Below are 25,476 nucleotides of genomic sequence, written 5' to 3' on the forward strand. Positions count from 1 at the left end.
CGTCCGGTCGGGACACTCGATGATTCCCTGGTGGGTGGACAGATCACGGCAAAGGCACACACTGTGGTGGCCAGTCAGTGCCTGGGTCACACCCTGGATGGAAACCATCCCTACAAGTATCAACGTCCGTGCTATCTGTTAGCGTGATTCTCATTACTCACGATGACCAGCCTGTCATGGAAGGGCGATGATTTCAGCATGGACACCGGCGACGCGCAAAGACGCGCAGACGCACCAACCGGCACGGATGAGCGCACGGGGATCACGGAGGCGGACCTGCACAGGCGCAATCCGAAGCTGCGGCTGCGCAGTCAGGAATGGTTCGACAATCCGGACGATCCGAACTCGACCATCACCTCGCTGGAGCGCTATCTGAACTACGGGCTGTCGGCCGACGAACTGCAAAGCGGCAAGCCGATCATCGGCATCGCGCAGTCCGGCAGCGATCTCAGCCCCTGCAACCGCCACCACCTGGACCTGGCCAAGCGCGTGCGGGAGGGCATCAGGGAGGCCGGCGGCATCTGCTTCGAGTTCCCCGTCCACCCGATCCAGGAAACGGGCCGGCGCCCCACCGCGGCGCTCGACCGGAATCTGGCCTATCTGGGCCTGGTGGAGACCCTGCACGGCTATCCGATCGACGGCGTGGTGCTGACCACCGGCTGCGATAAGACCACGCCCTCGCAGCTGATGGCGGCCGCGACCATGAACATCCCGGCGATCGTGCTCTCCGGCGGGCCCATGCTCAACGGCTGGCACAAGGGCCGGCGGATGGGCTCTGGCACGATCCTGTGGGAGGCCAGGGCGCAGTACGCCGCCGGCCAGATCTCCAAGGCGGAATACCAGACGATGGTGACGTCCTCGGCGCCCTCGATCGGGCACTGCAATACGATGGGCACCGCCTCGACGATGAACGCGGTGGCCGAGGCCCTTGGCATGAGCCTGCCGGGGTGTTCGGCGATTCCCGCGCCCTACCAGCAGCGGCCCACGATCGCCTATGAGACGGGCAAGCGGATCGTGGAGATGGTGCTGGCGGACCGGAAGCCATCGGACATCATGACGCGCGAGGCCTTCATCAACGCCATCCGCGTGACCAGTGCGATCGGCGGGTCGACGAACGCCCCCTGGCATCTGATCGCGATCGCCAAGCACGTGGGCGTGGATCTGACGCTCGAGGACTGGCAGCACTACGGGCGCGACATCCCCTGCATCGTCGACATGCAGCCGGCGGGGCGCTTCCTGGGCGAGGAGTTCTTCCGCGCCGGCGGCGTGCCGGCCGTGGTCAATGAACTCATGGCCGCGGGCCTGATCCACGAGGACGCACCCACGGTCAACGGCCAGAGCATCGGCCAGAATTGCCGGGATGCGCAGGTGATCGACCGCGAGGTCATCCGCACGGTGGCCGACCCGCTGGTGCCCGCGGCCGGTTTCCAGGTGATGACGGGCAATATGTTCGACAATGCGGTGATGAAACTGTCCGTCGCCTCGGAGGAATTCACCCAGCGCTATCTGCGCAATCCGGACGATCCCGATGCCTTCGAGGGCAGTGCCGTGGTCTTCGACGGGCCAGAGGACTACGAGGCCCGGATCGACGATGAGGACCTTGACATCGACGAGCACTCGATCCTCATCATGCGCGGCACGGGCGCGATCGGCTATCCGGGCGCGGCCGAGGTCGTCAACATGCATCCGCCGGCCCGGCTCATCAACGCCGGTATCAATGTACTGCCGTGCATCGGCGACGGCCGGCAGTCGGGGACTTCGGCCTCGCCGTCGATCCTGAACTGTTCGCCCGAGGCCGCGGCCCCCGGGGCGACTCTGGCCGTGGTCCGCACGGGCGACCGGCTGCGCGTGGATGTGGGCGCCGGCCGGGTCGACCTGCTGGTCGACGCCGCCGAACTACGCGAGCGCAAGGTCCTACTCGATGCCGCCGGCGGATACTCCTATCCGGCCAGCCAGACCCCATGGCAGGAGATCCAGCGTTCCATGGTGTCCCAGTTGGGTGATGGAATGGTCTTGGAGCCGGCGGTGAAGTACCAGCGGCTGGCTCAGACAGGGCCGGTCCCACGGCAGAACCACTGAGTCCGAAACGGCCCCGGGCACACCGGTCCGAGTACGCGCACGTCCTTAGAGCAGTCCACGAAGGTAGAGGAAATGACAGACAACGCACCAGCACAGCCCACCCGCCTGCCGCACGATGATGTGGATCCGGGCGGTCTACTGGAGTATTCGGTGGTGTTCACCGATCGCTCGCTCAACCACATGTCCAAGCGCTTCACCGGCGTCATGCAGGACATCATCCGGATCCTGAAGTCCGCCTATGACGCGGATGCCGCGGCGATCGTACCCGGTGGCGGCAGCTATGCGATGGAGGCCGTTGCCCGACAGCTGATGACGGACAAGAAGGTGCTGATCCAGCGCAATGGGTTGTTCTCCTTCCGCTGGAGCCAGATCCTGGAAGCCGGGAAGATCGCCGCTGCGACCGAGGTCCTCAAGGCCGCCCCGGTGTCCGATGACCCACACGCAGGCTGGGCGCCCACCCCGGTCGACCAGGTCGTCGCCGCGATCGAGGCCGGCCGCCCCGACGTCGTGATCGCCACGCATGTGGAAACCGCTGCGGGCATCATCCTGCCCGATGACTACATCCGCGCATTGGCCCAGGCGGCCCACGCGGCGGGTGGCCTGTTCGTGCTGGACTGTGTGGCATCGGGTGCCACGTGGGCCTCGATGCGCGAACTGGGCGTGGACGTGCTCATCAGCGCGCCGCAGAAGGGCTGGTCCGGTTCGCCCTGCGCCGGCTACGTCATGCTCAGTGAGGCAGGGCGCGCTGCCGTGGAATCAAGCGAGTCGAGCAGCTTCGCCATCGATCTGAAGAAGTGGCTGTCGATCGCCGACTCCTATGTCTCCGGTGGCACGCCGTACCATGCGACGATGCCCACGGATTCTCTGGCGCACAATGCCGAACTCATGCTGGAGGCCGAGCGCTTCGGCCTGGACAAGCTCGCCGCGGCGCAGGCGGAGCTGGGCGAACGGGTGCGCGGCGTGTGCAAGGCGCGCGGGATCGATTCCGTCGCGGCCGATGACTTCGCGGCTCCCAGCGTGGTCGTCGCCTATGCTTCGGGCCTGCCGGTGGACGCTGCCGAGGTCCAGTCCGGTGCGGCGTTCAAGAAGGTGGGTCTGCAGATCGCCTCGGGCGTGCCGCTGCAGTGCGATGAGGGGCCCGACTTCGCCAGCTTCCGGCTGGGCCTGTTCGGCCTGGACAAGCTGGGCGACGTCGACGGCACCGTCCGCCGCCTGGAGGACGCGCTGGACGGCCTGGGACTGACTGCTTCCTGACCCCACTCCCAAACACGTCGTTCCCCCGGAAACACACTGCTATAGAAGCGTGTCTCCGGGGGAACGACGTGTTTTCATGGCTGCAGCAGGCTTAGCTGCGCGCCAGCACCTTCTGGTACTCCTCCCAGTCATCGCTCTTCTCAGTGATCTTGGAGACGAACCAGCCGGTGAAGCCCCAGAGCAGGGCGAAGAACACGCCGGAATAACACAGGATCGCCCACGGCGCGTACTGCAGGGTCGGCACACCCAGGGCGGACGCCATGTACACACCGGCCAGGGTCCACGGGATGATCGGCTCGACCACCGTGACCGAATCCTCCATGGTCCGTCCCAGGTTCCTGGCCTCCAGACCCCGCTTGATGTACTCCTGGCGCAGCATCCCGCCCAGGATCAGGAAGGACACGGTGGAGGTCCCGGTCGCCGCGATCAGCACGATCCCGCCGATCACCGTGACCAGGATGAGCTGGCCGTTGGTGTGCACGATCTTCATGAGCGCCGCCATCACCACGTCCAGGGCCCCGGAAACGGTCAGGGCCGCGACGAACCCGAAGGCACAGACGACGACCATGAAGATATTCGTCATCGACTCCATTCCGCCGCGCTCCAACAGGGTGGGGATCGCCTCGACCAGCTTCGAGGTGTCCACCGAGGTGTTGCCCGATGAGGCGAACATGTCCAGCGTGAATCCGGACATCAGGGCCTCGATCGTGTCCTGCAGCTTGAAGCCCTGCACCGTCACCGCCAGCACTGCGGCGGATGCGGCCGAGACCAGCATGACCGGCACCGTTGGCAGGCGCATGACGGAGCCGACCACGATGATCGCCACGGGCACCAGCAGCAACAGCGCCACCGGCATGCTCATATGGAACAGGCCCTGCAGCTGACCCAGGAATTCGCCCATGTCCCCGGCGTTCGCCGGTGCGTTGCCGGCCGACCAGAAGCCCGCGATCGTGTAGACGATGATGCACACGATGGCGCCGGGGCCGGTGGTCAGCATCAGGTGCTGGATGTGCTTGTACAGGTTGACCCCCGCGGCGACCGCGGACAGGTTGGTGCTGTCGGACAGCGGCGACATCTTATCGCCGAAGTACGCGCCGGATACCAGGGCTCCGGCCACGGCCGGCAGCGGCGCGCCCATCGCCACGGCCACGCCCATGAAGGCGGCGCCCACCGTGCCGACGGAACCCCAGGAGGTGCCGGTTGCCACCGACAGGATGAGCGTGACCAGGAAGGCGGTGACGATGATGAACTTGGGGCTGATGACGGTGATACCGAAGTAGACCAGCAGCGGGATCGTGCCGCTGACCACCCAGGACCCGATTACCACGCCCACGCACAGGACGATGAGGATCGCGGGGAAGGCCTTGGAGAACTTCACCACCCATTCGTCCTGGATCTCCTGCCATTTGTGCCCCAGGCACAGGGCCAGGACCGTGGCGTAGGCCGCCGCTATCAGCAGCAGCACCTCGACCCGCAGGTCCAACCAGACCACGCCGCCGACGATCACCGCGAACATGACGAGCAGCGGGGACAGCGCGAGCAGCAGCCCCGGCGTCTTGACTGTGCGTGCGGCGTCCTGCCCCGGTTCCGGCTGAGGGCCCGGCGCGGCGTCCACTTGGTTAGGCTTCCCCGTCATGCTTCATCCACCTCCAGTTCGATTACCAGCGGCATCGGCTCGCTGGCCGAGGCCGTCCACCGGGCGGCGGGGCTCAGCCGGATGGTCACGCTGCCCTTCTCCCCCGTCGCCTGGTCGACCCGCACGTCGAGCAGTTGCTGCGCGGCATCCGGTTCGGCTCCCAGCAGTTTCCAGCCGGTGACCGAGGTCCCCGGCTCCACCGTCAGCGCGACCTCGGCCGGCCGGCCGGGCACAATTGCATAGCGGTTGCCGGCCGCTGCGGTGACGAAGACCTCTCCCCGGGCCGAGGCCTCGGCCCCGGCACCCTCGACACCCGTCCCGGGTGCCGCGTGAACGTCTGGGCTCGGCTGCGAATCGTAGATCGCGGCCCCGGCCGTCTCCAACCAGGCGCCCAGCTGGAGCAGCCGTTCCTGCTGGACGTTGTCGATCCGGCCGTCGGCTGTGGGGCCCACATTGAGCAGGAAATTGCCGCCGCCGGCCACAGTGCGCGCCAGCATCGTCGCCAGCTCCGCGGCACAGGCGTAGTCTTCGATGTTCTCCGCGCGGTTGAAGCCGTAGGAGCCGCCGATCCCGCGGGACTCCTCCCAGGGGTGGGTCTGCCCGAAGCCCTCGACATCCTGGTACTCGGTGGAGTAGATGTCGCCGTGGATACCGGGCATGCCCACGTGGATACGGTCGTTGACGACGACCTCGTCCTTATTGGGCGCCTGCGTGTAGAGCCAGGTGAGCATCCTGCGGGTGTCGGTGTATTCCTCCGGGAAGTCCCATTCTCCGCCGTCGGTGTAGATGACAGAGGGTGCGTAGCGCTCATTGAACTCGACCCACTGCTGGTGCAGGATCTCACGCGGGTAGTCGGCCTCGGGAATACCGTAGCGCTCGGCGTCGGCCTTGGGGATGAAGTGCTCGCCATTCATCCGGTGCGAGGTGTTCGTCTCCCATTCGGGGATCGAATAGTACAGCCCCATCTTCAGGCCCGCCTCGCGCACCGCCTCACTCAGATCACCCACCAGATCCCGCTTGGGGCCGATGGCGCCGGCGTTCCATTCGGTCTTGTGCCGGTTAGCGGTGGGCCACAGGCAGAAGCCGTCGTGGTGCTTCGAGGTCAGCACCACATAACGGGCGCCGGCCCGGCGGAAGAGCTCCGCCCAGGAATGTGGGTCGAACAGTTCGGCGCCGAAGCCCTCGGCCAGATCGTGATAGTCCCGGCCGGGGAACATGGCGTCGTGGAAGCCCGTGTCCGCATTTCGGTACTTGCCGTAGACGCTGGCGTAGTACCACTCGGCGTAGGACCCGAACTGTTCATTCTTCAGCGTCCGCCAGGCCGGCACGGAGAATACGCCCCAGTGGATGAAGATGCCGAACTTCGCCCCTGGATACCAGCCGGGCAGCGGGCGGGCATCGATGTCGGCCCAGCTCTGCGGCAGTACCGCGTCGAAACCGGCCAAGTTGTCGTCGGTCATTAACTCCCCAATACATCCTATGTCTCTGTTAGGTACACCACGGAAAACTACGCCAGTGTGAGGGTTATCGCAAATTGATCGTTCGAATTCATCTGATGACTCACCGGAATATGCTGGTTCAGTCCCCCATTCCGGCGAGCACAGAGCCGATCAAAGGTAACCTTGAAGTATGACCCAGTCATCCCCCGTCATCGACTACTTCCGCTCGGAGATCTCCCTGGGCAGACTGTCTCCCGGGCAGAAGCTGCCGGCCGAACCGCGCCTGTGCGAACAGCTGAGTGTGTCCCGTGGCGTGCTACGCGAGGCCCTGCGCGAACTCCAGGGGTACGGGCTGATCGAGGTCAAACACGGTTCCGGTACCTATGTGTCGAGCCTGCAGCCCAGTGAGCTGCTCAAGGGCCTGGCCTTCACCGTCGACGTCGTGCCGCTGGACGGGCTGATCGAGTTGTTGGAGATCCGCAAGGCGCTCGAGGCGCAGGCCGCAGCCCAGGCGGCCACACTGGCCGATGAGGAGCTCGTGTTCCGGCTGCGCGGCCTGTTGGCCGAAATGGAGGTCCCCGCGAGCGCGGACAGGGAACACAAGCAGGATCTGGACGAGGAGTTCCACGCGCTCATCTGCGATGCCGCGGGAAACAAATCGGCCGCGACGATCGCCCAGGTGATCCGGTCGCGCAGCCGCCACTACAACATGATCGCGAATGCCGATGCCGCATTGGAGAGCCTGATCGGGCACCGCGCGATCGTGCGCGCGATCGTCGAGCACGATGCGCTGGGCGCGATGTCGGCCATGCACAGTCATGTCGATTCGACATCGCTGTGGCTGCGCACGATCAAGCCCGAACCGAACTGATCGGAACCACTCCGGACGAACGCCAACGGCCGCGCGGCCCGCGACGCCGCCTTCGCGAACTTCACCCACGGTTTCCACCTAGTCGACCTGACCGAGGCCCTTGGTCCGGATTCCGTCATCTGGCCCGGCGCGCCGGCCGTGGAATTCACCGACGCCGTCCACCATGACACCGACGGCTACCATGCCCGCCTGGTGACCACGTTCGAACATGCGGGCACCCACTTCGATGCACCGGAGCACTTCGTCCCAGGCGGGGCGGACACCTCGACCATCGGCATCGACGAACTGGTCCTGGCCGCTGCAGTCATCGACATCCGCGACAAGGCCGAGGAGAACCCGAACGCCATCGTCGAACCCGCCGACATCGCCGCCTTCGAGGAAGCCAACGGCCCGATCCAGCCCGGCACCGCCGTCCTGATCGAATCCGGGTGGGCCAGGCACAATGCGGACAAACTCAAGTACGCGGGATCGGAGACCACCGATGATCTGAAGTTCCCCGGCTTCGGCATCGAGGCCTCCCGGATCCTGGTGGAGCGGGGCGTCGTGGGCCTGGGCGTCGACACACTGGGGATCGACCCCGGCGATATGCCGCACTTCCCCGTGCACCGCGAGGTCACCCACCCGGCCGGGCTGTGGCATCTGGAGAACCTGATCAACGTCGACCAGCTGCCGGCCACCGGTGCCGTCATCGCGGTGGGAGTGCCGCGAATCGTCGGCGGCACCGACTTCCCGACCCGTGTCTTCGCCTTCGTGCCCAACAGCTGAAGCGCCCGGCCCCAGCCGCCGGACTGCAGTACCGTTGGACTGGGCCGCACTTTGGACCCGACTACCCATTCCCGTGTGACGAAGGAGCCCTCGATGGAACAGTATTCACCCATTCTCCCGCTGCTCGACGATGCCGACCTTGACCCGCGCGCCAGGGCCGTCTTCGACGATATCCGTGCTACCCGCAACACCGACTTCATCAACAACTTCTGGCGCGTCTTGGCCAACGACCCGGCGAACCTGGAGCGCACCTGGGGCGAACTCAAGGAGCTCATGGGCCCCGGCACCAGCCTCGACCCCCTGGTCAAGGAACTGATCTACGTCGCGGTCTCCAGCACGAACAACTGCACCTACTGCGTCCGGTCCCATACCGCCGCCGCCCAGTCCAAGGGCGCGACGAACGAACAGCTCGCAGAACTCCAGGCGATCGTCGCGGCCGCGAACAAGACGAACCGTTTGGCGATCGGCCTGCAGGTGCCCGTCGACGAGGCCTTCTGCTGAGGGAGTCTCGGCGGAGGGAGTCGCTCCGTCCCGGTCATTCGTGGTCCATTGCGCTCCCCTGGGCCACCAGTGTCAGATAGGAATCGCGCGAGCGCTGCACATGTTCGCCCAGTGCTGCACCCGCCTCTCCAGCCTGGCCGGCATCGATCATCGCCAGAATCGGCCGATGCTCCTCCCAAGAGGAGATCCCGCGATGTTCAACCGTCAGGGCGTAAAGCCATTCCAATTTGCCCGATATCTGTCGCAGCAGAGCCGTCAGGGTCTCCCTGCCGCTGAGTTCGGCGATCAGGAGGTGGAAGCGCATATTCAGCTCGGCCAACCTCCGATAGTCGTGTTCCGCAATGGCCGTGTCACCTGCTTGCAGCACCTCGGCCAACTGTTTTCGGATGTCGAACCAGCCGACTTCCGGCGCGCCGTTCGCCGACTGCCGCGCGGCGCGTTCGGCTGCGCGCCGCGCGGTCGTCGATTCCAGCACGATCCTCACTGCGAACAGATCCTCCGCTTCATCGGCCGGCGGGCGGCTCACGGTGGATCCGGCATAAGCCCGCGATTCCACGAACCCGTCCGCAGTCAGCGTGCGCAGACTCTCCCGGATCGGCACCCGGGAAACGCCGAAGCGTTCCCCCAGGGCCTTCTCCGTCAGACGGGTTCCCGGCTGCAGTTCACCCGATATGATGGCACGCCGCAACTGTTCGGTCAGTTGTTCGGCAAGAGAATCACGCATGGGTGAATTCTTCACCGGGCACGGCTTCGATCAAACGCCGGGTGTATTCCTCGGCCGGATGCGCGATCACCTGCGCGGTTTCGCCCGTTTCGATCAGTTTTCCGTGCTGCAATACGACGACGTGCTGAGCGAAGTTCGCGACGACTGCCAGGTCATGTGTGATGAACAGGCAGGACAGCCCGAGTTCCGCCTGCAGGTTCTGCAGCAGGTCCAGAATCTGTTCCTGTACCAGGACGTCCAGCGCCGACACCGCCTCATCGCAGATCAACAGTTCCGGCTGCGAGGAGATCGCACGGGCGATCGCGACACGTTGCCGCTGACCTCCGGACAATTCGGAGGGGTGCCGTTCGATGGTGTCTGCCGGCAGGGCCACCTGGTCCAAGAGCTCGGCGACTCGCCGTTTCCTCTCCGCTTTGGTTCCGATGCCGAACACGTTCAGCGGCTCGGCCACGATCGCCCCGATCGACCATGCTGGATTGAGCGAGGAATACGGGTCCTGGAATACCGGCTGGGCGAAGCGTTTGAGCACGCGCCGTTCGCTGCGGCTCTTAGTCCGGACCGGGTGCCCGCCCAGGAAAACCTCACCCGAAGTCGCTTCTTCCAGACCCAACAGGATCTTCGCAATAGTCGACTTTCCGGACCCGGATTCGCCGATGATCGCCGTGGTCTGGCCACGGTCGGCGGTAAAGGACACGTGGTCCACCGCGGTCACCGAGCCGGCGGCTCCCCGCAGCCGATAGATCTTCGTCAGATCTTCGACCGCGACGACTGGTTCCACAGCAGCGGCCGAGGCCGCGTCCGCTGCGGAGCCGGCGTCCGCTGCCGCGGCATCGACCCGAGTCGACTCCCCCGTCAGGGGCGTGAGTTTGGGTGCCGCTGCGACCAGCTGTTGGGTGTAGTCGTCCTCGGGCTGGAGGAGGACTTGCCGTGGAGTCCCCCGTTCCACCACTCGACCGTTGTGCATGACGAGGATCGTATCGGTCCGGTCCCCGGCCACGCCCAGATCATGGGTGATGAACAGCAAGGAGGTACCGCGTTCGCTCACCAGTTTCTGCAGATGGTCGAGGATCTGCTTCTGCACTGTCACGTCAAGGGCGGACGTCGGTTCGTCCGCCACCAGCAAGTCGGGTTCACCCGACAAGGCGATCGCGATCAGAATGCGCTGCCGCATGCCTCCGGAGAACTCGTGCGGGTACTGCTTCCGGCGCCGCTCGGCGTCTGGGATCCCCGCCTCGGTCATCAGCCGGACCACGGATCGCTCGATCTCCGCTCGATCACTCATCCCATAGGCACGCAGCGCATCGGCGATCTGTTCGCCGACGCGCATCGTCGGATTGAGATTCGACATCGGATCCTGGGGGACCAGGGCGATGCGCGTCCCGCGCAACGGCCGCATCGCCTTATCCGGCGCATTCGTAATGTCCTCGCCGGCGAAGCGGATCCGCCCCTGGGTGATCCGGCCATTACCGGCCAGCAAGCCCAGCACCGCGCTAACAGTGGTCGACTTCCCCGATCCGGACTGGCCGACGATGCCCAGACGTTCCCCTGGTGCCAGGGTGAAGCTGACGTCGTGCAGCACAGGGGTCGATCCGTAGGAGACTTCGAGGTTCTCGACCTCGAGTACGTATTCGCTCATCGCTTTCATCGCCCCGCCGCGTATCCCTGGGCGCCCCGTGGGTTCGCTCCGGCCAGATACACCCCGGTGGCCGGGTCGATGCCCACGCAGGACAGTCGGCCGAGGGCCCAGTCCCCTGCGCGATGTACCGCATGACCGCGAGCGGCGAGCCCCGCGATGACGTCCTCGCCCAGCCGGTCCTCGACCTCGGCCCCGGCCGGCGTCCAGATACGGGGATAGAACGATCCGGGCATCGCAGAGGTGTTGATCATCGGAGCATCGATCGCCTGCTGCGGTTCGTAACCGCCAACCAGCAGGCGCAGGATCAGGGACAGCTGCCACTGGTCCTGCTGATCGCCACCGGGTGAACCCAGCGCGTAGACGGGCACCCCGTCCTTGAGGATCAGAGTGGGGGTCAGCGTAGTCCGGGGACGGTCCCCCGGAACCAGCGCCGAGGGCGATTCGGGATCCAGCCAGGTCATCTGCAGCCGGGTTCCCAGGCAGAAGCCCAGCCCGGGAATCTCCGGCGAGGACTGCAGCCATCCACCGGACGGGGTCGCAGAGATCATATTGCCCCAACGATCGACGACGTCCAGATGGCAGGTGTCGCCGCGATGTTCTCCGTTCGGATCCGTCACGCCCTCAGCGGCTCCGCCGGCCGAGGTCGTGGCACGTTCGACCGTTGGCTCGCCGACTCCCGCGGTTGCCGCACGGCCGGCGTCCGAGGCCGCCCATTCCTCCGCAGTCACCAATGGCGGCATGAACACAGGAGTGCGGCCACCGGGGTTACCCGGACGGAATTCGGCACTGGCGGTGTCGGTGATGAGGTTGCGACGCTCGGCCGCGTACTCATCGGACAGCAGATCTGCCAGAAGCTGCGGATCACGTGCGGCCGCCTCGCCATAGTAGACATCGCGGTCCGCCAAGGCGAGCTTGAGGGCTTCGAGAATGGTGTGGGCACCGAGTTCGGTCGACGGATCCAACCTCTCATCGTCGAATCCCTCGAGGATCTTCAATGCTTGCAGCAGCATGGGGCCCTGGCCCCACGGACCGGTCTTGGCAATGGTGTAACCGCGGAAGGTCGCAGTGGCAGCGGGTTCGAACTCCGCGTGGCCGTCCACCAGATCCTGGTAGGTGATGACACCGGGGTGGTCCTTGCCATCTGCGTGCCGGTGCGGAACCGTGACGAATTCGGCGATCGCGTGAGCGACGCGTCCGCTCCGCCATTCGGCACGTGCCGCGGCTATCCGCTCCTCCCTGGTCGCTGCGGCCGACCCCGCCCCCACCAGGCCGCGCAACACATCCGCATACTCCTGATTGCGCATCACGGTGCCCGGCTCGGGCACTTCGCCGGCGGGTAGCCAGTGCGCGGCAGAACTCGGCCAGTGTTCGGCGAACAGTTCCTTGACCGAGGCGATCGTGCTGGACACCCGGGAGACGATCGGATGGCCGGCCTCAGCGTAGTGGATGGCGTACGACAGCACATCGGACAGTTCCCAGGTACCGTGCTCTTCCAGCAACTTCAGCCATGCGTCCACCGCTGCGGGCACTGCGGCCGCCAGAGCGCCGGCTCCCGGCACCAGGGTCACACCCATAGCGGTGTAGGATTCGATGCTCGCAGCGGCCGGTGCTGGCCCCTGCCCGTTCATGACCACTGGCTCGGACGGCGCCTCGGCGGTAACGAAGACGCCGGTCATATCCCCACCCGGACCATTGAGATGTGGTTCTACCACGTGGAGGACGAAGGCGGCTGCGACCGCGGCGTCGAAGGCGTTGCCCCCGCGCTCCAACACCGCCTGGCTGCTGGCCGTAGCCAGCCAGTGCGTCGACGCGGACATGCCGAAACTGCCCTTGAGAGTGGGGCGGGTGGTGAACTCATCGGGCATTGTGTAGGTCATTTGGCTTCCTTTCGCGCATTCGGATCCAGCGCATCGCGCAGAGCATCGCCGAAGAGGTTGAAGGCCAGGCAGATGAAGACGATTGCCAGGCCAGGGAACACCGCTGCAAACGGCGCTCGGTAGATGTACTGCTGGGCATCGGAGAGCATGATGCCCAGGCTGGGGTCGGGCGGCTGGATCCCCAACCCCAGGAACGACAGCATCGCCTCGCCGATTACCGCCGTGGGCAGGATGACGGTCGCCTGGACGATGATCGCGCTGGCGCAGTTGGGCAGGATGTGGGTGAACATGATCTTCAGCGGCGAGGCATCGGTGGCGACCGCCGCGGAAACGAAGTTCATCTGCTTGATCCGCAGGGTTTCACCACGGACCACGCGGACGATAGTCGGAATCTGCGCAATCCCCAGGGCCATAGCCGCATTCTGCAGGCTGGCGCCGGCAATGGCGGCGAAGGCGACCGCGATGATCAGGAAGGGGAAGGCCAGCGCCACATCGGTGAATCGGGCGATGACCGCATCCGCCTTGGGCCAGTATCCCGACAACAGGCCCAATGGAGTGCCGATGACCACGGCCATTGCCACAGCCAGGATGCCGACTTCCAAGGAAGCTCGCACCCCGTAGAACAGGCGCGAGGCGATGTCGCGACCCAGGTCGTCCGTGCCCAGGGGATACCCCTGGGTGAACGGAATCTGGAAGGGTACGCTGAAGTTCGTCTGCGCGAAACCATGTGGCGCCAGCAGAGGCGCGAGCACTGCCACGATCACGACGATGAGGACCATCACCGCGCCGATCGAGCCCAGCGGATTGCCCAACAGCTTGCGCAGGAAGCTCCTCTTGGTCTTCGTAGTGCTCATCAACGACCGCCTCCCACGCGGATCTGCGGATTGATAACGGAGTACAGCAGGTCGACTGCCAGGTTAATCACGATGTAGAAGATCGTGATGACCAGGACGACTGCCTGAATCACCGGATAGTCACGGCTGAATACCGCGTCAAGGGTGAGCTTGCCGATTCCCGGCAGTGCGAATATCCGTTCGGTCACCACGGCTCCGGAAATCAGCCCACCCAATTGCAGTCCGATGATCGTCACCAACACGGTCAAGGAGTTCCGCAGCCCATAACGGAAGAGGATCCGTGCCGGGTGCAGCCCCTTGGCCCGGGCCGTGCGCACATAGTCCGTGGACATCGTCTCGATCATCGACGCCCGAGTCTGACGGGTGACGACTGCGGCCAGGGTGACGCCCAGGATGACCGCCGGCAAAGTCAGGTAGTAGATGCACTTAAGCGGATTCTCCGTCATCGCGACATACCCGGATGCGGGGAACCAGTTCAAAGTGACGGCCAGGAGGAGAATGGCCAGGAGGCCCAACCAGAAATTCGGGATCGACAGGCCCAAAAGGGCTGCCACGTTGGCGACTCCCTCAGGCCAGCGGCCGCGGAACCGCTCCGCGATCATGCCCAGGGCGATGCCGACGACGACTGCGACGATCACCGCATAGGCCGCCAACCACAGAGTCACCGGCAGGGTCGTGGAGATCATATGCACGACGGTCTGCCCGGTCCTGGTCGAGGTCCCCAGGTCTCCGGTGAAGATATTGCCCATGAAGTGGAAGAACTGAATCACCATTGGCTGGTCCAGGCCCAGATCGGCCCGAATCTGGGCAAGCTGATCCGGGGTGGCGTCTTCTCCTGCCATCACCAATGCGGGATCGCCGGGTAGAGCCCTGACCCCGGCGAAGATGAGGACCGCGGAGATGATGAAGGTTATGAGTGATTGAAGAACCTTGGTGGCGATGAATCGGATCATGCTTCATCCTCCACAAAGGCCGCATTCGACAGATGGACGACGCCGTCGGAGTACACGTCGATGCCCGCGACATCATTCGTATAAGCGGTGAGGTTGCGCTGGCGGTACAGGTAGACCGTCGGGAGAACTCTGTTGAGACGCTCTACGATCTGCCCGTAGGTGGCCGAACGCTGCTTGTCTTCCCCCTGCGAGGCCGCCCGATCGAAAAGTTCATCGAGTTTCCCATCGGACACCCCGGCGTAGTTGTTTCCGCCCCCGGTCTGGAAGAACTTGGCACTGTTGTCGTTCGGGTCGATCCGGCCCGACCAGCCCAAGTAGATGAGGTCGAAATCGCCTTTGTCCTGGGCGTCCAAGAGCGCGGTGTACTCCATTGGAGTCACCTTGAGGTCGAATCCGGCATCCTTGACCTGGGCTTGCAGCGCCTGCGCATATCGGAGGGTGTCCTGCGCGTTCGAGACCTTGATCTCGATCTTCATCGGCAGGGAGACACCCGCTTCCTTCAACAGCTTCTTCGCGCCCTCGGGATCGTGCCCGACACACTGCTGTGCCTCCGGGGAGCTGAAGGGCGAGTTCGCGGGCATGAACGAACAAGCCGGCTCATACCAGCCGTTGAACACCGCGTTGGTCAACGCGGGACGATCAATGGCTTTGGCGAACGCCTGTCTGACGCGCACGTCCTTGGCCATCGGCGAGTCGATTTGCTTCGCGGGTTGGCCGACTCCGTCCTGGTTACCGATATTCACGGTCACACCCTGGTACCCCAGAGAACCGACCTGCAGAGTGCCGATACCCTCCTTCTGCAGAGCGTCGATGTCCTGCGGGGAGATCGTATCCGCCACCTGCACGTCTTTCGAACGGATATTGGCTGCTCGAATGTTCGCATCGGTCATGATCTGGTAGGTCACCGAATCCAGGTGAACGTGCCGCGCATCGTAATACAACGGATCGCGCACGACCTTGATGGAAGTCTGCGGAATCCGCTCGGCGAATTTGAAGGGGCCGACGCACACGGGGTTGTTGCTGAAGTCCTCCCCCTGATCGGCCAGCGCTTTGGGCGACATGATCATGCCGGCGCGATCCGCCAGAGCGGCGGCGAATGGCGCATAGGGCTTTTCGAAATCGATCACGACCGCGTCAGGGGAAGCGGTGATCTTGGAAATGGGCCCGAGCTCCGACTTCCGCTTCGAGCTCTTCAGATTGATACCACGTTCCAGGGTGGTCTTGACCGCCTGCCCGTTGAACGCGGTACCGTCTGCGAACTTCGCGTCGGTGCGCACCGGAATGGTCACTCGTTTACCGCCGTCCTCGGACTTCGGCAGAGCCGTGGCCAGCTGTGGAACGAGCTCACCGCGGGCGTCGATATCGTAGAGCTTCTGACACATCGTCTGCATGACATAGCGGGTGTAGAGCGATGACGAGGTCGTCGGGTCGAGCTTGTCCGGCTCGCTGGACAACGCCATCTTCAGGTCGCCGCCCTCTTTGATCTTCTTGCCGTCGAGGGTCACCGAGGTGACGTCTGGACGGTCCGGCGGGTCCTGCATGGGCTGGACGGGAACACAGCCGGTGAGCATGACCATCACCGTTCCCACTGCCACACCTGCAGTGATGAGTCGTTTTATCACAGTTTCCTCCTAGGAACATATACAATCAGAGGTTTGTTTCCTGTTTGTATACACTTCCACCATATGAGACTGCGTCTCAAAGTCCTCTGCTCTTAAACTATGCCGCGGCCCGCTTCACCAGCGCATGGCCCGTGCAGATCAGCACCAGGATGACCAGGCCCGCCACCAACAGGGCCAGGCCCACACCGGCTTTGACCAGCAGAGCTCCCAGAGCTGCGCCCACCAGGATCGCGACGACTGCCAGCAGGCGGCGGGGCCATTTGTTCCCGTCTCCGCCGGCCAGGCGCGAATCCGCTGCCAGCCCGGTGATCGTCGAGGTCACCACGACGGTAGTGACATCCGCGACGCCCAGCCGGCGGGCGGTCGCCGCCTGCACCCCCATGAACAGGGCCAGCAGACCGGTGACGATGAAGCCCCAGACCGTGTAGGCGACCGGGGCGAATGGAATGGCCGCAGCCCCCAGCAGGGTTACGCCGATCCCAGTGGTCAGGAACATGGCGGTGGTCGTACTGCTCCAGCCCTTGGCCGAACTGCGGTTGATGCGCCCGGCCATGACGGCCCCGATCATGAAGGCGAACAGGGCGATCGTCGGGCCCAGGACGGGCAGGCCGGAGCCGTCGGAGACCTCGCGCCCGCCCACCAGGCCCATGCCCAGGATGACGACGTTGCCCGTCATATTCGCGGTGAAGACCTTGTCCAGGCCCAGGTAGCCGATCGCATCGACCATCCCGGTGGTGAACGTCAGGCTCAGCATGAGCACCAGGTGGAGGTTCGTCTCCACCCGCAGGAATCGCGGTTGTGCGGGCTCCACCGCTTGGGACTGTGGGTGGGACTTCGTGGACTGGGTATCGGCCATGGGTATCCGTTCGACGTAGGGAATGACTCGGCGGCCGCCTGAAGACGGCCGCCGAGGGCATTCTATATTTCGCTGCTACCGCAGCCCGCGGTCCGCTCACCAGCGGCCGGGGCCTCGCCGCCGTTCACCCGTTCTTGCGCAGGGCCTGACCGAAGCGCTCGGGCACGACCCTGCCCGCGTCGACCGCCACGTTGCCACCCACCAGCACGGTGGACACACCGGTCGCCAACTGCCACGGCTCATCGTAGGTGGCGTTCTGCCGTACCGTATCCGGATCGAACACCGCCACATCGGCGACCCGGCCCACCTCCAACACGCCACGGTCGACAAGCCCCATCCGCGCCGCCGGCGCACTGGTCATCTTGCGCACGGCCTCTTCAAGGGTCAGCAGTCCTGTTTCACGCACATAGTGGCCCAGCACAGTCACGAAGGTACCGAAGGAACGCGGGTGGGGCTTGCCCACCCGCTCGGTGTTCATCGTCCAGCCATCACTGGCCACCGACACCAGGGGGTGGGCCAGCACGCGGGCGACATCTGCCGGGTCCATCGCGTGGTTGACGATCCCGACGGCGGCATCGTGGGCCTGCAGCACGCGCATGGCCGCTTCCTGCGGCGAGCAGCCGTCGCGCTGCCCGATCTGTTCGAGCGACAGACCGACCGTCCACTCATAGGATCCGACGCCCGACTGCGGGCCCACCGAGGCGATGACGACGCCGGCCGGGTCGATGTCCCGTCCGAAGCGCTCGGCCATGCCGGCTGCGATCCGGGCCCTGACCTCGGATTCGGCCAGGCGTTCGAGCAGCGCGTCCTTCCCACCGTCCATCGCGAAGCCCGGCAGCCGGGAAGTCAGGCGCGTCGACGAGGCCGTGTACGGGTACACATCGGCCGTCACGTCCACACCGCGTGCCCGGGCCGCCTCGATCAGCTCGAGTGCGGCGGCCGGCTTGCCGTAATTCTCCGGTCCCATCGCCTTCAGGTGCGAGATCTCCAGCCGGGCGCCACCGGCCTCGGCTGCGGCGATCGCCTCGCGCACCGAGTCGAGTAGAGAGTGCGACTCATTGCGCATATGGGTCGAGTACAGCAGGTCGTGCGATGCCGCCTCGGCGACCAGGGCTGCAACCTCCGGCGGGGTCGAGTACGACCCCGGCGCATAGATCAAACCCGAGGAGAAGCCGTGGACTCCGGCCTCGGCCGCCTTGGCGACCTCGCGGCGCATCGCGGCCAACTGGGCGTCGTCGGGCGCCACGTCGCCGGGGCCCAGGATGTAGGAGCGAATGGACGACAGGCCCACCTGCACCGCGATGTTCATCCCCGGCTGCGTCTCGTCCAAAGCTGCGAAGAACCCGGCGGCATCCGTCCACTCGCCGGTGAAGCCCGCGTCCAGGTGGGCGTTGTCGCGCCGGATGTCCTCCAGCGAGCGCGCCGGGAAGGTCGAGGATCCGCAGTTGCCCGTCAGCGCCGTCGTCACTCCCTGAACCAGCTGGGTCACGGCGGCCGGCGAGGCCTGGATGGAGAAGTCCGCGTGCGAGTGCAGGTCGATGAACCCGGGGCTGACCACGTGGCCGGCAGCGTCGATGACGCGGACTGCTTGCGGGGAGCCCGCCGGGGCACCAGCGCCGGCGGTGTCCCCTCGCCCGGCCGAGGCCTCGGCCGCCCGGGTGCCCGTGGCGGGCTGATCCGCCCCGGCCGGCCCCGTGGCCCGCAGGTACGCGATCCGGCCGTCCTTGACGCCGAGCTCGCCCGGATAGCGCCCGGACCCGGTGCCGTCGACGATCTGTGCGTTGACGATGAGGATGTCGAGCATATGTGTCACCTGGTTTCGAAGAAGAGGATGATGCCGTACATGATGCAGGCCGGGACCAACAGCATCCAGCCCGTGAGCATCATGTTCTTCAGGTTGGTGGAGCGGGCCAGGCCCATCACACCCACCATATTGCCGTTGGGGAACGGACCGTAGGTGTCGGCCTTCGAAGCGAACAGCAGCACGATGGTCCAGCTACTGGCGGTCACGCCCAGGGCCGTGCCGACGTCGCCGAAGACCTTGTCCAGCAGGACCACCTGCGCGGCGGTCGCGCCGGGCACGCCAACCCAGCCCAGCAGGGCGATGATGATGGAGAAGACGAAGGGCGAGGCCGACTGCAGCTGCGGGCCGAAGATGTCGAGGATGACCTGGAACGGGGCCAGTTCGTCGATCACCTTGAACAGGGCCGCCAGCAGCCAGAACAGGATGAAGATGCTGACCACGGCCGCGCAGCCGCGGTAAACGGCCGTGACGATCGTGGAGATGCTCATCCGGGCCGCCAGCCCTGTGGCCACGCCCAGGACGGGCAGGGCGATGAGCGGGAACTGCGTACCGGCCGAGGTCATGGTGGCGAAGACGACCGAGGCGAGCAGGATGACCAGGAAGACCGTGGTGGCGCGGCCCGATCCGGGCACGTGCGCGGTGTCCTCCGCACCGACCTCGTCCGCGGTGTAGTAGTCCTCGACGTCACCGCCGGTGCGCTTCTGCATCCAGGCGACCACGGGCAGGCCCAGGGCCAGCGACAGGATCGCCAGGGGGCCGGCGCCGTAGAGCAGGTACTGGCCGTAGTTGACGCCGGCGGCCTCCATGATCGCGACGTTGGAGCCGGCGAACGGCGCCAGGGCCAGGCCCGCACAGCCGCCGATGAACAGCATCGCCGCGGTGGCGGATTTCGTGTACTTCAGGCGGGCGGTGATCGGCAGCAGGATGGGGGCGGCGATCGCGATGGCCCCGGCGAGGGTGCCAAGGGCCGCGACCAGGATGAGGCAGGAGATCATCACGCCCATCACCACGGCCTGGCGTCCCCACTTGCCGAAGACCCGCATGACCCCGGTGACGATTCGCTGCGCGACGCCGGTGATCTTGAGGATCTCGCCCACGCCGGATCCCAGCATGATGATCAGACCGATCATGGTGATCTGGTCGGACAGAGAATCGCCCATGATCTTGCCGACGTCGATCAGGTCGATCTTGCCGATGATGAAACCGGAGACGATCGCGATGACGGTGGCCACCACGATGTCCATGCCCAGGATCGCCAGGACCGCGTACAGCACGATCGGCAGCAGGCCCCACAGGGTCGGTCCGTTGGTGAAGAACGCCGCCACGACCGAGGCGATGACGCCCAGGGCGCTGAGCGTCCAGACCGTGATCCGCCGGCCCTTGGACAGGGTCACCTCGTAGGTGTTGTGGGATTCGGCGTCCTGCGCCTGCCCGCTGATGTCGGCGGCGGTGCCGCCTGCCTTCCGCGTGGCCGTCGCGGTCGTCAGATCACCGTGGTCCGCGGCGGCCTGGGCCTCCCGGCCCCTGGCGCTGCGGTGGTGGGCGGGGTGCTTCGGGTCGTCCTGGCCCGAGGCCCCGGGTCCGGTGGGCGGCGTGTTCGCCATGAGTACGTCTCTCCCTGTTTCCTTGGTTTGTGTTCCAGATCAAACGGAGTTGAACCTATCACAGGGTCATCGGACGACTCGTGGGAACACCGGCTATTTCCGCTGCATGTTGTAGATCAGATCGCCGGAGACGGCCGAGAACCGATAACCGGTGAACTCATTGCTGAAGGCGACGATACCGGTCTTCTTCCCGAATTTGACGATCGGCAGATAGTCGTAGAAGGCCTTCTGCAATTCGTCCTTGTGGGTCAGAGCATCCTTTTCGCTGGCCGCCGTCAGGATCTTGTCCGACACGGTATCCAGAGCCTTGCTGTCCGTCCAGCCGGGCCAGGTCTTATTGAAATACACGGCGGTCAGCGGATTCGTCGGCGCATTCGAACCCGTGATGAAGATTTCGAAGGCCTTCGGATCCGTGCGGTTCTGCAGGACCGTCGCCCAGTCGGTGACGACCAGCTGCGACTTGATCCCGGCATTGATCAGCTGCTGGTTGAGCACCACTGCGTTGTTGTAGTGGTCCTCGTACTCACGCGAGGTCAGGATTCGGACGGGCTCGCCCTTGTAACCGGCTTCGTCCAACAGCTTCTTGACGTCCCCGGGGTTCTTCTCGTTGTAGCGCTCCAGGAACTTCTCGCTGTTCCAGGGCGAATAGGACGGAGCGAGCGCACCATCGGTGTCGTAGAACTTGCGGTCGGAGAACGCGGCCTTCTGAATGTCCTCGGTATTCACTGCTGCCAGCACAGCCTGGCGCATCTTCGGATTGGCCATCAGCCCGGTCTTCTTGTTGAACACCGCGGCGTTGAAGCCCAGGTCCGTGACGTTGACCGTCAGGTCCTTGTTGCCGTCCAGCATTCCGAAATTGTCCGGGGGCAGGTTGTTCGCGGCATCGTATTCGCCGGTCTGCAAACCCGACATGCGCGTGGACTGGTCTGTCACGAAGTAGTAGAAGATGTTGTCGAAGTGTGCTTCCTTCTTACCGGCGGCGTCGTCTGCCTCCCCCTCGGGAGACACATAGTCGTCGAACTTCGACAGGCGCACGAACTGGTCCGTCTGCCAGTCCTCGAACTTATAGGGGCCAGTACCCGTATAGTCGGTGACCGCTTTGTCACCGGCGGCCTCCATCACCTCTTTGGGCTGGATCACCGGACCCTGCAGCATATCGGCGAACAGAGTCGGCGCGACGGCCAGCGGTTCGGGCAGGTTCAGCCGCAGCGTGTCGGCGCCCGTCTTCTCCACTGTCGCCTTGGAGAAGAACTGTTTGCCGGTGCCGGTCTTGTCCAACCACGCCTGGACCGAGGCGACCGCGTCGTCGACGTCCATGGTGTCGCCGTTGTGGAACTTCACCCCGTGTCGCAGGGTGAAGTTCAAGGTCCGGTTGTCCTTCGACATAGAGAATTTCGAGGCCAGCACCGGTTTGACCTTGCCGCTATCGGTCGCAGCGATCAGCGGTTCCAGGAAGTTCCGGGAGATGTCGCGAGTCGCCGTGGCCGTGGACATCATCGGGTCGAGCGTGGTGGGCTGTGCGTTGAAGGCGAAGGTGAAGTCGTTGGGGCCAGACCCCTTGGAGTCCCCCAATCCACCGCCCATGCATCCGGTAAGCAGCAGCGAAGCACTCACACAGACCGCAGCAATCAGTCGTTTCATGTCGTTTGCCCCTCAGCGAATCGTCGGAAAGCGGTCGTGCACCATGGACAGATCTGCGGTCGGTCCGACGTGCCCGGAGCCCACCACCGCCTCCACCACCTGTGCCATTGCCAACAGCGTCCGGTCGTCCCGGTACCGGCCCACGACCTGCAGGCCCACCGGCAGCCCGGATTCGGTGAATCCCGCCGGGATGGAGATCGCGGGGTGCCCTGTCAACGTGATGATGCTGGGCAGGGTCATCCATTCGAGGTAGTCGTCGAGGACCCGGCCGTCGATGCTGCGCGGGTAGCGCTCGTGCACGTCGAATGGCGCGACCTGGCAGGTGGGTGTGAGCAGGATGTCCACGTCGCCGAGGAATTCCGCCATCCGCTGGAACACCCGTGACTGCGTGGCCATGGCCTCAGAGGCCTGGGCTCCCGTGACCTCCTGCCCGACCTGGGCGTTCCACAGGGCGTCCTCTTTCATCTGATCGGCATGGTCGCGGGCCAGGGGCGCCAGGTTGTTGAACATCTGCAGGCCGCGTAGGGTGCGGAAGGCCTCACGGGCCCCGCCCAGATCGGGATGGCCCGATTCCATCCGGAAGCCGGCAGCGGCCAGCCGGTCGATCGCAGGAGACAGGACGGACAGGACCTCGGCGGAGACGCTGATCTCTCCCCCGAAATCGGGAGTCCACGCTGCACGGATTCCCATGCCGCGCTCCGGCGACCAGACTGCGGCCGGACCCGCGCCCTCTGGCCCGGGCAGGGTGTCGGCGGACAGCGGATCGAGCGGGTGTCGGCCCGCTATTACGTCGAACAGCAGGCGCACATCGGCCACGCACCTTGCCATTGGCCCCTTGACCGATAGCGTTCCGAATCCGTACCCGCTCGGATGGTTGGGAACCGCACCGAGGGAAGGACGCATCCCCACCACGTTGTTGAACGATGCGGGGTTGCGCAGTGATCCTCCCGTGTCGCTGCCGTCGGCGATGGGCAGCATGCCCGAGGCCAATGCGGCGGCCGCACCGCCGGACGATCCGCCTGCCGTCTTGGCCAGGTCGTAGGGATTGCGGGTGACACCGGTGACCGAGTTGAAGGTGTGGGATCCCAGGCCGAACTCCGGGGTGTTGCTCTTGCCCACGATGACCGCGCCCGCCGCGCGCATGCGCTCGACCACCACGTGGTCGCTCGAGGCCACCCGGTCGGCGAAGATCGGGGAGCCCTGGGTGTAGCGGAAGCCACGGGCAGGGATCAGGTCCTTCACCGCGACGGGCAGACCGGCCAACGGCAGCCTGCTGCGGACCTCGGGCGGCATCGCGTCGATGGCCGCGGCCTGGGCCAGAGCCGTGTCCGGTTGAACGTCCAACAGCGCGTTGACGGCCGGATTCACCTGGGCGATCCGGTCCAGGTGCGCGGTGACCACCTCGTGAGCACTGCGTTCACCGGTACGAACCGAGGCGGCCGTATCGATGGCCCGGGCGCCGATGATGGAATCTGTCTCCTGCTGTGCCATGATCATCCTTCCTGCCGTCTGATCGGTACGCGCCTCATACTGGGGTGGGTGATGGGAACGGATTTCAGCAGTTTCTTGGTGTATTCGTGTTGCGGATCGCCGAAGATCTGCTCCGGGGTGCCCTCTTCGACCAGCTCGCCCTTGTACATGACGCCGATTCGGTGGGCCATATAGCGGACCACGCTCATATCGTGCGAGATGAAGAAGTAGGTCAGGCCGGTGTCCCGCTGCAGCCGACGCAGCAGGTTGAGGACCTGGGCCTGGATCGACACGTCCAGCGCCGACACCGGTTCGTCCAGGATCAGCAGGCGGGGGTCGACCATGAGCGCGCGGGCGATGCCGATGCGCTGGCGCTGCCCGCCGGAGAATTCGTGGGGGAACCGTCGCGCGTGCTCCTCGCCGAAGCCCACCTGTTCCAGACTCTCCAGCACCCGGGCGCGGATCACCTCCGGCGACCGCTCACCGACGATCTTGAGGGCCTCCGCCAGAATGGTCCCAATCCGCCGCCGTGGATTGAGCGAGGAGTACGGGTCCTGGAACACGGTCTGGATCTGGCGGCGTTCGGCGATCGACCTGGACTTGCCCAGGTCGATTTCCCTGCCGTCGAAGACGACCGTCCCGCCCGTGCGTTCTTCCAGCCCCTGGATCATCCGGCCCGTCGTCGACTTCCCCGAACCGGACTCCCCTACCAGCGCATAGGTCGTCCCCGTGGGAATGTCGAAGCTGATGCTGTTGACTGCGTGATTGTCCCTGCGCTTCGATGAGAACGGGTTGTGCGAGGCATAGACCTTGTCCAGGTTCTTCACCTGCAGCAGCGGGGCGGTCACAGTCGCCGGACTCACGGTGGATTCTGTCATTGCGCCGTTTCCTTCCCTGCGTCCTGGCCGTCCATCGCGGCTATCTCCTCTGCCCGGATGCAGCGCACCCGATGGTCCGGTGCGATCTCCCGCAACTCGGGAACGGCGGACCGGCAGGCATCGGTCGCAAAGGGGCAGCGCTGCGCGAACCGGCACCCGGCCGGCACATTGTTCAGGGTGGGCACCGTACCGGGGATGACCGGAAGGTCTACCTCGGGGTCCGTGTCCAGTGCAGGGGTCGAGCGCATCAGTCCCTGCGTGTAGGGATGGGCGGGCTTGTCGAACAGGGTCATCACATCGGTGTCCTCGATGACCTGGCCCAGATACATGACGATGACCCGATCACAGACTTCGGCGACGACGCCAAGGTCGTGGGTGATGAACACCGTGCCGGCCTCGTAGTCCTCGCGCAACTTCAGAATCAGGTCCAGGATCTGTTCCTGCGTGGTGACGTCCAGGGCCGTGGTCGGCTCATCGGCGATGAGCAGCTCCGGATTGCAGGCCAGAGCCATGGCGATGACGACGCGCTGCCGCTGGCCGCCGGACAACTGGTGCGGATACTGTCCCAGCCGTTCGGCCGGTTCCGGAATGCCGGTCCGCTCCAGCAGTTCCAAAGCACGGGCCATGGCCTGCTTCTTCGTGACGTCCTCATGCGCCAGGATGGTCTCCGCCAGCTGATTGCCGATGGTGAACACCGGATTGAGCGAGCTCATCGGATCCTGGAACACCATGGAGATCCGGCCACCACGGTACTTGCGCATCTGGGCCTCGGAGACCTCCAGCAGGTTCTGCCCCTTGAAGCTCACACTTCCCGAGTATTCGGTGGTATCGGGGTCCTGCAGCCGCATCAACGATTCCGCGGTCACCGACTTGCCGCAACCGGATTCTCCGACCAGCCCGACGATCTCCCCCGCGCGGACTTTGAACGAGACCCCGTCGACAGCAGTGACCTGTCCGGTCTCGGTCGTGAACCGGGTACGCAGGTCGTCTACTTCGAGTACGAATGCCATCG

At 65.2% G+C, this 25,476-nt stretch carries 20 protein-coding genes; 5 read left to right on the forward strand and 15 right to left on the reverse strand.

The window, feature by feature from the left end:
- The first annotated feature begins 162 nt into the window (after positions 1 to 162).
- Both NQ034_RS13835 and NQ034_RS13840 read left to right on the forward strand, forming a co-directional pair.
- Positions 163 to 2,079, forward strand: coding sequence for an IlvD/Edd family dehydratase (locus NQ034_RS13835; RefSeq protein WP_306428323.1), 1,917 nt, complete (start codon positions 163 to 165; stop codon positions 2,077 to 2,079).
- 72 nt (positions 2,080 to 2,151) lie between these two features.
- Entirely contained in the window at positions 2,152 to 3,333 is a 1,182-nt protein-coding gene (locus tag NQ034_RS13840; RefSeq protein WP_257049547.1) for an aminotransferase class V-fold PLP-dependent enzyme, read from the forward strand.
- A gap of 91 nt (positions 3,334 to 3,424) precedes the next feature.
- Here the strand turns inward: NQ034_RS13840 and nhaC are convergent, their stop codons facing one another.
- Complete coding sequence (nhaC, locus tag NQ034_RS13845) at positions 3,425 to 4,969, reverse strand: Na+/H+ antiporter NhaC (RefSeq protein WP_257049548.1); 1,545 nt, start codon at positions 4,967 to 4,969, stop codon at positions 3,425 to 3,427.
- Complete coding sequence (locus tag NQ034_RS13850; protein ID WP_257049549.1) at positions 4,966 to 6,429, reverse strand: alpha-L-fucosidase; 1,464 nt, start codon at positions 6,427 to 6,429, stop codon at positions 4,966 to 4,968. Before NQ034_RS13850 ends, nhaC begins: the two co-directional genes overlap by 4 nt.
- A gap of 169 nt (positions 6,430 to 6,598) precedes the next feature.
- On the opposite strand from NQ034_RS13850, the gene NQ034_RS13855 reads away from it, so the two are divergent.
- From NQ034_RS13855 to NQ034_RS13865, 3 genes are all read left to right on the forward strand, one after another.
- Complete coding sequence (locus tag NQ034_RS13855) at positions 6,599 to 7,279, forward strand: FadR/GntR family transcriptional regulator (protein WP_257049550.1); 681 nt, start codon at positions 6,599 to 6,601, stop codon at positions 7,277 to 7,279.
- A gap of 87 nt (positions 7,280 to 7,366) precedes the next feature.
- Positions 7,367 to 8,044: a cyclase family protein gene (locus NQ034_RS13860; RefSeq protein WP_257049586.1), complete on the forward strand. Its 678-nt coding sequence runs from the start codon at positions 7,367 to 7,369 to the stop codon at positions 8,042 to 8,044.
- A 93-nt stretch (positions 8,045 to 8,137) separates the two neighbouring features.
- Positions 8,138 to 8,545 carry a carboxymuconolactone decarboxylase family protein gene (locus tag NQ034_RS13865; protein ID WP_257049551.1) on the forward strand — a complete coding sequence of 136 codons (408 nt, stop codon included), beginning with the start codon at positions 8,138 to 8,140 and terminating at the stop codon, positions 8,543 to 8,545.
- Positions 8,546 to 8,579: 34 nt separating this feature from the next.
- Here the strand turns inward: NQ034_RS13865 and NQ034_RS13870 are convergent, their stop codons facing one another.
- From NQ034_RS13870 to NQ034_RS13930, 13 genes are all read right to left on the reverse strand, one after another.
- Complete coding sequence (locus tag NQ034_RS13870; protein WP_257049552.1) at positions 8,580 to 9,269, reverse strand: GntR family transcriptional regulator; 690 nt, start codon at positions 9,267 to 9,269, stop codon at positions 8,580 to 8,582.
- Entirely contained in the window at positions 9,262 to 10,905 is a 1,644-nt protein-coding gene (locus tag NQ034_RS13875) for a dipeptide ABC transporter ATP-binding protein (RefSeq protein ID WP_306428324.1), read from the reverse strand. Before NQ034_RS13875 ends, NQ034_RS13870 begins: the two co-directional genes overlap by 8 nt.
- A 5-nt stretch (positions 10,906 to 10,910) precedes the next feature.
- Positions 10,911 to 12,782: a gamma-glutamyltransferase family protein gene (locus NQ034_RS13880; RefSeq protein WP_257049555.1), complete on the reverse strand. Its 1,872-nt coding sequence runs from the start codon at positions 12,780 to 12,782 to the stop codon at positions 10,911 to 10,913.
- Positions 12,779 to 13,636 carry an ABC transporter permease gene (locus tag NQ034_RS13885; protein WP_257049556.1) on the reverse strand — a complete coding sequence of 286 codons (858 nt, stop codon included), beginning with the start codon at positions 13,634 to 13,636 and terminating at the stop codon, positions 12,779 to 12,781. The genes NQ034_RS13880 and NQ034_RS13885 overlap by 4 nt, the downstream gene beginning before the upstream one ends.
- Positions 13,636 to 14,589 (reverse strand): ABC transporter permease, encoded by a 954-nt coding sequence (locus NQ034_RS13890; RefSeq protein WP_257049557.1) that lies wholly within the window; start codon positions 14,587 to 14,589, stop codon positions 13,636 to 13,638. The genes NQ034_RS13885 and NQ034_RS13890 overlap by 1 nt, the downstream gene beginning before the upstream one ends.
- Positions 14,586 to 16,211, reverse strand: coding sequence for an ABC transporter substrate-binding protein (locus NQ034_RS13895; protein ID WP_257049558.1), 1,626 nt, complete (start codon positions 16,209 to 16,211; stop codon positions 14,586 to 14,588). Before NQ034_RS13895 ends, NQ034_RS13890 begins: the two co-directional genes overlap by 4 nt.
- Positions 16,212 to 16,308: 97 nt before the next feature.
- Entirely contained in the window at positions 16,309 to 17,067 is a 759-nt protein-coding gene (locus tag NQ034_RS13900) for a YoaK family protein (RefSeq protein ID WP_257049559.1), read from the reverse strand.
- 124 nt (positions 17,068 to 17,191) lie between these two features.
- Entirely contained in the window at positions 17,192 to 18,871 is a 1,680-nt protein-coding gene (locus tag NQ034_RS13905) for an N-acyl-D-amino-acid deacylase family protein (RefSeq protein ID WP_257049560.1), read from the reverse strand.
- Between the two features lie 5 nt (positions 18,872 to 18,876).
- Positions 18,877 to 20,475 (reverse strand): Na+/H+ antiporter NhaC family protein, encoded by a 1,599-nt coding sequence (locus NQ034_RS13910; protein ID WP_257049561.1) that lies wholly within the window; start codon positions 20,473 to 20,475, stop codon positions 18,877 to 18,879.
- Between the two features lie 93 nt (positions 20,476 to 20,568).
- Positions 20,569 to 22,116, reverse strand: coding sequence for an ABC transporter substrate-binding protein (locus tag NQ034_RS13915; RefSeq protein WP_257049562.1), 1,548 nt, complete (start codon positions 22,114 to 22,116; stop codon positions 20,569 to 20,571).
- A gap of 12 nt (positions 22,117 to 22,128) precedes the next feature.
- Positions 22,129 to 23,607 (reverse strand): amidase, encoded by a 1,479-nt coding sequence (locus tag NQ034_RS13920; protein ID WP_257049563.1) that lies wholly within the window; start codon positions 23,605 to 23,607, stop codon positions 22,129 to 22,131.
- 2 nt (positions 23,608 to 23,609) lie between these two features.
- Entirely contained in the window at positions 23,610 to 24,464 is an 855-nt protein-coding gene (locus tag NQ034_RS13925; RefSeq protein WP_257049564.1) for an ATP-binding cassette domain-containing protein, read from the reverse strand.
- Positions 24,461 to 25,474, reverse strand: a complete 1,014-nt coding sequence (locus NQ034_RS13930; protein ID WP_257049565.1) for an ABC transporter ATP-binding protein — start codon at positions 25,472 to 25,474, stop codon at positions 24,461 to 24,463. The genes NQ034_RS13925 and NQ034_RS13930 overlap by 4 nt, the downstream gene beginning before the upstream one ends.
- Positions 25,475 to 25,476 lie beyond the last annotated feature (2 nt).

The sequence above is a fragment of the Brevibacterium moorei genome (assembly GCF_024580735.1).
Lineage (GTDB): Bacteria > Actinomycetota > Actinomycetes > Actinomycetales > Brevibacteriaceae > Brevibacterium > Brevibacterium moorei.

Excerpts from the sequence above, each read along its gene's own strand:
- NQ034_RS13835 (WP_306428323.1), top strand. The coding sequence starts at position 163 with ATGACCAGCCTGTCATGGAAGGGCGATGATTTCAGCATGGACACCGGC.
- NQ034_RS13840 (WP_257049547.1), top strand. The coding sequence starts at position 2,152 with ATGACAGACAACGCACCAGCACAGCCCACCCGCCTGCCGCACGATGAT.
- nhaC (WP_257049548.1), bottom strand. The coding sequence starts at position 4,969 with ATGACGGGGAAGCCTAACCAAGTGGACGCCGCGCCGGGCCCTCAGCCG.
- NQ034_RS13850 (WP_257049549.1), bottom strand. The coding sequence starts at position 6,429 with ATGACCGACGACAACTTGGCCGGTTTCGACGCGGTACTGCCGCAGAGC.
- NQ034_RS13855 (WP_257049550.1), top strand. The coding sequence starts at position 6,599 with ATGACCCAGTCATCCCCCGTCATCGACTACTTCCGCTCGGAGATCTCC.
- NQ034_RS13865 (WP_257049551.1), top strand. The coding sequence starts at position 8,138 with ATGGAACAGTATTCACCCATTCTCCCGCTGCTCGACGATGCCGACCTT.
- NQ034_RS13870 (WP_257049552.1), bottom strand. The coding sequence starts at position 9,269 with ATGCGTGATTCTCTTGCCGAACAACTGACCGAACAGTTGCGGCGTGCC.
- NQ034_RS13875 (WP_306428324.1), bottom strand. The coding sequence starts at position 10,905 with ATGAGCGAATACGTACTCGAGGTCGAGAACCTCGAAGTCTCCTACGGA.
- NQ034_RS13880 (WP_257049555.1), bottom strand. The coding sequence starts at position 12,782 with ATGACCTACACAATGCCCGATGAGTTCACCACCCGCCCCACTCTCAAG.
- NQ034_RS13885 (WP_257049556.1), bottom strand. The coding sequence starts at position 13,636 with ATGAGCACTACGAAGACCAAGAGGAGCTTCCTGCGCAAGCTGTTGGGC.
- NQ034_RS13890 (WP_257049557.1), bottom strand. The coding sequence starts at position 14,589 with ATGATCCGATTCATCGCCACCAAGGTTCTTCAATCACTCATAACCTTC.
- NQ034_RS13900 (WP_257049559.1), bottom strand. The coding sequence starts at position 17,067 with ATGGCCGATACCCAGTCCACGAAGTCCCACCCACAGTCCCAAGCGGTG.
- NQ034_RS13905 (WP_257049560.1), bottom strand. The coding sequence starts at position 18,871 with ATGCTCGACATCCTCATCGTCAACGCACAGATCGTCGACGGCACCGGG.
- NQ034_RS13910 (WP_257049561.1), bottom strand. The coding sequence starts at position 20,475 with ATGGCGAACACGCCGCCCACCGGACCCGGGGCCTCGGGCCAGGACGAC.
- NQ034_RS13915 (WP_257049562.1), bottom strand. The coding sequence starts at position 22,116 with ATGAAACGACTGATTGCTGCGGTCTGTGTGAGTGCTTCGCTGCTGCTT.
- NQ034_RS13920 (WP_257049563.1), bottom strand. The coding sequence starts at position 23,607 with ATGGCACAGCAGGAGACAGATTCCATCATCGGCGCCCGGGCCATCGAT.
- NQ034_RS13925 (WP_257049564.1), bottom strand. The coding sequence starts at position 24,464 with ATGACAGAATCCACCGTGAGTCCGGCGACTGTGACCGCCCCGCTGCTG.
- NQ034_RS13930 (WP_257049565.1), bottom strand. The coding sequence starts at position 25,474 with ATGGCATTCGTACTCGAAGTAGACGACCTGCGTACCCGGTTCACGACC.